The organism is Allobosea sp. NPDC003192 (genome assembly GCF_050275675.1).
Classification (GTDB): domain Bacteria; phylum Pseudomonadota; class Alphaproteobacteria; order Rhizobiales; family Beijerinckiaceae; genus Allobosea.
The window spans coordinates 252763-259174 of the sequence record NZ_JBNNPK010000008.1 but is presented as its reverse complement, the minus strand read 5'-3'; the positions used below and the strand labels follow the sequence as shown (position 1 = coordinate 259174).

Annotated in this window: 6 protein-coding genes; 5 read left to right on the top strand and 1 reads right to left on the bottom strand. The window is 67.0% G+C overall.

Annotation, left to right across the window (positions count from 1 at the left end; all coding sequences use genetic code 11):
- Positions 1 to 180: oligopeptide/dipeptide ABC transporter ATP-binding protein (locus ACQKLX_RS13785; RefSeq protein ID WP_427362133.1), on the top strand; the 180-nt coding region annotated here is incomplete at its 5' end.
- Between the two features lie 132 nt (positions 181 to 312).
- Positions 313 to 1926: a gamma-glutamyltransferase gene (gene ggt, locus ACQKLX_RS13780; protein ID WP_427362132.1), complete on the top strand. Its 1614-nt coding sequence runs from the start codon at positions 313 to 315 to the stop codon at positions 1924 to 1926.
- Positions 1927 to 2141: 215 nt separating this feature from the next.
- On the opposite strand, the gene ACQKLX_RS13775 is transcribed toward ggt, so the two are convergent.
- Entirely contained in the window at positions 2142 to 2642 is a 501-nt protein-coding gene (locus tag ACQKLX_RS13775) for an Lrp/AsnC family transcriptional regulator (protein WP_427362131.1), read from the bottom strand.
- Between the two features lie 210 nt (positions 2643 to 2852).
- On the opposite strand from ACQKLX_RS13775, the gene ACQKLX_RS13770 reads away from it, so the two are divergent.
- From ACQKLX_RS13770 to ACQKLX_RS13760, 3 genes are read left to right on the top strand one after another with little or no spacing between them, the layout of a single operon-like run.
- Positions 2853 to 4085 carry a 3-methyl-2-oxobutanoate dehydrogenase (2-methylpropanoyl-transferring) subunit alpha gene (locus ACQKLX_RS13770; RefSeq protein ID WP_427362130.1) on the top strand — a complete coding sequence of 411 codons (1233 nt, stop codon included), beginning with the start codon at positions 2853 to 2855 and terminating at the stop codon, positions 4083 to 4085.
- Between the two features lie 3 nt (positions 4086 to 4088).
- Positions 4089 to 5105 carry an alpha-ketoacid dehydrogenase subunit beta gene (locus ACQKLX_RS13765; protein WP_427362129.1) on the top strand — a complete coding sequence of 339 codons (1017 nt, stop codon included), beginning with the start codon at positions 4089 to 4091 and terminating at the stop codon, positions 5103 to 5105.
- The gene (locus ACQKLX_RS13760; RefSeq protein WP_427362128.1) at positions 5105 to 6409 is read left to right on the top strand and encodes a dihydrolipoamide acetyltransferase family protein; all 1305 of its coding nucleotides are present in this window, start codon (positions 5105 to 5107) and stop codon (positions 6407 to 6409) included. Before ACQKLX_RS13765 ends, ACQKLX_RS13760 begins: the two co-directional genes overlap by 1 nt.
- Positions 6410 to 6412: the final 3 nt, after the last annotated feature.

The following is a 6412-nucleotide window of genomic DNA, read 5'->3' as shown; positions in this document are numbered from 1 at the left end:
GATCGCGTCGTCGTCATGCAGGACGGCCGCATCGTCGAGGAAGGCACCCGCGACCAGATCTTCGACAATCCCCAGCACCCCTACACCAGAAAGCTCCTCGCAGCCGTCCCGGGCCTCGAAAGCACGGGTGACGGCGGCGTCCGGCTCTTCTGGAGGCTGGCGGAGACGGCGACTGTGTGACGGAAGCCGTCATGCTCGGCCTTGTGCCGAGCATCCAAGTCTTGAACACCGCCCTCGGCCAGCGAAGACGTGGATGGTCGGGACAAGCCCGACCATGACGGGACGTGCAATGCGAACTGAAGAGCCTTCGCCATGAAGAACGGAATGATCGTTGCCCCGCAGCCGGAAGCGGTCGAGGCGGGCGCTACCGTGCTGGAGCGCGGCGGCAATGCGATCGACGCGGCGATCGCCTGCGCCTTCATGCAGGGCGTCGTCGATCCGCTGATGTCCGGCATCGGCGGCTTCGGCTCGATGCAGCTCTACATGCCCGGCAAGGGCGTCCATGAGATCGTCGAGTTCTATGCCCGCGCCTCCTATTCGGCGAAGCCGGAGATGTGGCAGGACAAGCTGCGCGGGCAATCGCGCGACGGCTTCGCCTTCCTGCTCGAAGGCGGCATCAACGAGTTCGGCCATCTCGCCGTCTGCACGCCCGGCAGCGTCAAAGGCTATGACTACGTGCTCTCGCGCTTCGGCACGATGGACTGGGCCGATGTCATGGCGCCGGCGATCAGGCAGGCGCGCGAGGGCGTGCTGGTGCGCCCGCACATGCACTGGTTCTGGACGCAGGACCAGAGCGGCTCCGGCCAGGTCAACACGTCGGACAAGCTGCGCTACAGTAAGACCGGCAAGCGGCTCTATTTCCGCCCTGATGGCAGCGCGAAGCGCCCCGGCGACGTGATCGTCAACGCCGACATGGCCAATACGCTGGAGCGGCTCGCCAAGGGCGGCGCCGACCTGTTCTACCATGGCGAGCTCGCGCAGGAGATCGCCGCCGACTTCGCGGCGCATGGCGGACTGATCTCGCGCGAGGACCTCGCCCGCTACGAGCTTTCGGTCGCCGCGCCGATCTGGGGCTCCTATCGCGGCCATCGCATCTCGACCTCGCCGCCGCCGGCGAGCGGCATGTCGATGCTGCAGATCCTCAACATGCTGGAGCCCTTCGACATCGGCTCGCTGACACATGGCGGCGCCGAGCATGTCCGCCTGCTGGCCGAAGCGATGAAGCGGATGACCATCGACAAGGACCAGTTCATGGGCGACCCGGCCTATGTCGACGTACCCGTCGAGCGCCTGATCTCGAAGGAGCACGCGGCGGAGCAGGCCGACAGTATCCGCCGCGGCGAGCGCGCCGACGTCAAGCGGCTGGAGCGCTCCTCCCAGCGCGAGACTACCCATGTCACCGTGATCGACCGGCACGGCAACGCCGTCGCGCTGACCCATACCCTCGGCAGCCCGTCCGGCGCGATCACCGAGGGCCTCGGCTTCATCTACAACGGCACGATGAGCCGCTTCGACCCGCGCCCCGGCCGCGCCGGCTCGATCGCGCCGGGCAAGCGCCGCTCCTCTTCGGCCGCGCCGACCATCGTCTTCAAAGGCGACAAGCCTTTCATCGTGATGGGTGCGCCGGGCGGCAGCTACATTGCCCCGGCGATGGCGCAAGGCATCATGAACGTCATCGATTTCGAGATGTCGATGCTGGAGGCGGTGGCGGCGCCGCGCGTGATGGGCGTCTCGAATTCCATCGACATCAGCAACCGCATCCGCCGCAGCGTCGAAGCCGAGCTCAAGGCCGATGGCTATGACATCAAGCGCTCGGCCCAGAGCTATCCCTTCGCCGCGCTCCACGGGGTGAAGATCGAGAATGGCCTCGCGACCGGCGGTGCCGACCCGCAGCGCGACGGCATGGCGATCTCGGTGCCGGCCTAAGCCTTCCCTTCTTCCATACGGGAGAAGGTGGCCCGAAGGGCCGGATGAGGGGTCGCGCAGGTCTTTCCGTCATGCTCGCCCTTGTGGCGAGCATCCATGTTTTGAACGCTAACCTCGATCACGGAAGACGTGGATGGTCGGGACAAGCCCGACCATGACGATGAAGCGTTGCAAGACCCCTCACCCTAACCCTCTCCCGCAAGGGGAGAGGGGACTCACACCGGCGCGATCTGTAGCGGGTCGACCGAGATCGCCCGCTTCAGCGTGCGCAGGCCGAAAGTCGTGCGCGACTGCCGCATACCCGGCAGGCGGTAGATCTTCTCGCGCAGGAAACGCTCATAGTGCTCGGTGCCGCTGACCACGGCCTTGACCAGGTAGTCATAGTCGCCAGTGACGAGATGGGCCTCGACCACCTCGGGAATCCGCGTCAGCGCCTCGCCGAAACGGTCGAGCAGCTTGTCGTCATGCTTGTCGAGCGTGATCTCGATGAAGACGACATTGTCGAGCCCGAGCGCCCGGTGATTCAGCACCGCGACATATTTCTCGATCGCGCCGTTCTCTTCGAGCCGCTTCACCCGCGTCCAGCACGGCGAGGGCGAGAGCCCGACCTTCTCGGCCAGCGCATTGATCGTCAGCCGGCCATCCTCGTTCAGGGCCGAGAGGATGCGCCGGTCAATCGCATCGAGTTCCTCGCCACGCCGCGCCTTGATCGCCATAGAGTGAATTTTCCGCCAGAAGTCGACATGGCAGAAAGATCGTCTGATCAGAAGCAAATCACAAGGCCATTTCGGCAAGAAATAGGCATTTCACAGCCCTAACATGCCCGCATAAGGACTGCGCCCAGGCGGGCGCGCCTGCAAACGCGCCTTGCGGCCATCATCGCGGCGCGGAATGCTGGGTAGAGCGAGAGCCTAGGGAGCGTGGACATGACAGACCCCTCACCGCTTCGGTTCCATGTTCCCGTCCCCGCCAGTCGCCCCGGCGAGAAGCCCGACTTCTCCCATGTCGTGATCCCGAAGGCCGGCTCGGTCCAGCGCCCGCCGGTCGATGTCGACCCCAGGGAAATCCGCGACCTCGCCTATTCGATCATCCGCGTGCTCGATCGCGAGGGCGAGGCGGTCGGCCCCTGGGTGCCTGAGCTCTCCAAGGACGAGCTGATACGCGGCCTGCGCCACATGCTGACGCTGCGCGCCTTCGACGCCCGCATGCAGATGGCGCAGCGCCAGGGCAAGACTTCGTTCTACATGCAGCACACCGGCGAGGAGGCCGTGAGCTGCGCCTTCCGCATCGCCCTCGGCAAGGGCGACATGAACTTCCCGACCTATCGCCAGGCCGGGCTCCTGATCGCGCACGACTACCCGCTCGTCGAGATGATGTGCCAGATCTACTCGAACGAGCGCGACCCGATGAAGGGCCGGCAATTGCCGGTGATGTACTCCTCCAAGGAGAACGGCTTCTTCTCGATCTCGGGCAACCTCACCACCCAGTACATTCAGGCGGTCGGCTGGGCGATGGCCTCGGCGATCAAGGGCGACAACAAGATCGCGGCTGCCTGGGTCGGCGACGGCTCGACAGCCGAGTCGGACTTCCACGCGGCACTGGTCTTCGCCTCGACTTACAAGGCCCCGGTCGTCCTCAACGTCGTCAACAACCAGTGGGCGATCTCGACCTTCCAGGGCATTGCCCGCGGCGGTTCGGGCACCTTCGCCGCCCGCGGCCTAGGCTTCGGCATCCCAGCGCTCCGCGTCGACGGCAATGACTACCTCGCGACCTATGCCGTGGCGCAATGGGCGATCGAGCGCGCCCGCCGCAATCTCGGGCCGACGCTGGTCGAATACGTCACCTACCGCGCCGGCGCGCATTCGACCTCGGACGATCCGTCCGCCTACCGGCCCAAGCACGAATCCGACGACTGGCCGCTCGGCGACCCGATCGTCCGGCTGAAGCAGCATCTGATCGCGATCGGTGCCTGGACCGAGGAGCGCCACAAGCAGGCCGAGGCCGAGATCATGGCGACCGTCATCGCCGCGCAGAAGGAAGCCGAGAGCTTCGGTACCTTGCACGCCGGCGGAAAGCCGTCCTCGCGCGACATGTTCGAGGACGTCTATGCCGAGCTGCCGCCGCATCTGCGCCGCCAGCGCCAGCAGATCGGAGTCTGAGCCATGGCCCGCATGACCATGATCGAGGCGATCCGCTCGGCCCTCGACGTCTCGATGGGCCGCGACGACAACGTCGTCGTCTATGGCGAGGATGTCGGCTATTTCGGCGGCGTCTTCCGTTGCACCCACGGCCTCCAGCAGAAATACGGCGTCAACCGCTGCTTCGACGCGCCGATCAGCGAGCTCGGCATCGTCGGCACCGCGATCGGCATGGCGGCCTATGGCCTGCGCCCCTGCGTCGAGATCCAGTTCGCCGACTACATGTACCCGGCCTATGACCAGATCGTCTCGGAGGCGGCGCGCCTGCGCTACCGCTCGGCCGGCGACTTCACCTGCCCGATGGTGATCCGCATGCCGACCGGCGGCGGCATCTTCGGCGGCCAGACCCACAGCCAGAGCCCGGAGGCCCTGTTCACCCACGTCTCCGGCCTGAAGACGGTGGTGCCGTCCAATCCGCGCGACGCCAAGGGCCTGCTGATCGCCGCGATCGAGGATCCGGACCCCGTGATCTTCCTCGAGCCGAAGCGGCTCTATAACGGCCCGTTCGACGGCCATCACGACCGCCCGGTCACGCCCTGGTCGAAGCATGAGCTCGGCGAGGTCGAGGAAGGCCACTACACCATCCCGCTTGGCAAGGCGGCGGTCCGCCGTGAGGGCTCGGCCGTCACCATCGTGACCTACGGCACCATGGTCCATGTCGCGCAGGCCGCCACTGAGGAGACCGGCATCGACGCCGAGATCATCGACCTGCGCACCCTGCTGCCGCTCGATCTCGACGCGATCGTGGCCTCGGTTTCGAAGACCGGCCGCTGCATCGTCCTGCACGAGGCGACGTTGACGTCGGGCTTCGGCGCGGAGCTGGCCGCGCTCGTCCAGCAGCACTGCTTCTACCATCTGGAGGCGCCGATCATGCGCGTCACCGGCTGGGACACGCCTTATCCGCACGCCCAGGAATGGGACTACTTCCCCGGCCCCGCCCGTCTCGGACGGGCGCTTCGCGACATCATGGAGGCACGCTGATGGCCGAGCGCATCATCAAGCTGCCCGATGTCGGCGAGGGCATCGCCGAGGCCGAGCTGGTCGAGTGGCACGTCAAGGTCGGCGACATCGTCCGCGAGGATGATCTGATAGCCGCGGTGATGACCGACAAGGCGACCGTCGAGATCCCCTCACCCGTCGAGGGCGAGGTCACCTGGGTCGGCGCCGAGATCGGCGATACCGTCGCGATCGGCTCGGCCCTGGTGAAGCTGAAGGTCGCTGGCGGAGCCGCGACCGAGGAGCCGACCGAGGCTGAAGCGCCGGCCGAGCCGCCGAAGGACAAGCCCGCCGCCGCTGCGCCGCCCGCGGCGGTCACGGCTCCGGAGCCCGCTCCGAAGCAGTTGCCGACACCCAAGCCGGCTCCGGCACGCCCGGCCCCGGTCATCACCACGCCGGCGCCGCGCCGCCCGGTCGGCGAGAAGCCGCTGGCGTCGCCCGCCGTCAGGCTGAAGGCGCGCGAGGCCGGCGTCGACCTGCGCCAGGTCCAGGGCTCCGGCCCGGCCGGCCGCGTCACCCATGAGGACATCGACGCCTTCATCCTGCGCGGCCCCGAGGCTCCGGCCAAGGGCGGGCTCGTCGCCAAAACGGGGATCACCGACGTCAAGGTCGTCGGCCTGCGCCGTCGCATCGCCGAGAAGATGGCGCTGTCGAAGTCGCGCATCCCGCACATCACGATTGTCGAAGAAGTCGACGTCTCCGCTCTCGAAGACCTGCGCGCCGCGCTCAACAAGAAGCCGACGGCGGAGCGGCCGAAGCTGACGCTTTTGCCCTTCCTGATGCGGGCGATGGTCAAGGCGCTCGGCGAGCAGCCCAATCTCAACGCGCTCTATGACGACGAGGCCGGCATCGTCCACCAACATGCCGCCATCGACATCGGCATCGCCACGCAGGCTCCGTCCGGCCTGATGGTGCCGGTGGTCAAGCATGCCGAGGCGCGCGATCTCTGGGGCTGCGCGATCGAGCTCTCGCGCCTGGCCGAACGCGCCCGCGACGGCTCGGCGACGCGCGACGAGCTCACCGGCTCGACCATCACCATCACCTCGCTCGGCGCATTGGGCGGCATCGCCACAACCCCGGTGATCAACCATCCCGAGGTCGCGATCGTCGGCGTCAACAAGATGGTGGTCCGCCCGGTCTGGGACGGCACCACCTTCGTGCCGCGCAAGATGATGAACCTCTCCTCCAGCTTCGACCACCGCGTCATCGACGGCTGGGACGCGGCGGTCTTCGTGCAGCGGCTGAAAGAGCTGCTGGAGACCCCGGCGACGCTGTTCGTGGACATGTGAGCG

Coding starts and splice junctions, on each gene's coding strand:
- ACQKLX_RS13760 (WP_427362128.1), top strand. CDS start 5,105: ATGGCCGAGCGCATCATCAAGCTGCCCGATGTCGGCGAGGGCATCGCC.
- ggt (WP_427362132.1), top strand. CDS start 313: ATGAAGAACGGAATGATCGTTGCCCCGCAGCCGGAAGCGGTCGAGGCG.
- ACQKLX_RS13770 (WP_427362130.1), top strand. CDS start 2,853: ATGACAGACCCCTCACCGCTTCGGTTCCATGTTCCCGTCCCCGCCAGT.
- ACQKLX_RS13765 (WP_427362129.1), top strand. CDS start 4,089: ATGGCCCGCATGACCATGATCGAGGCGATCCGCTCGGCCCTCGACGTC.
- ACQKLX_RS13775 (WP_427362131.1), bottom strand. CDS start 2,642: ATGGCGATCAAGGCGCGGCGTGGCGAGGAACTCGATGCGATTGACCGG.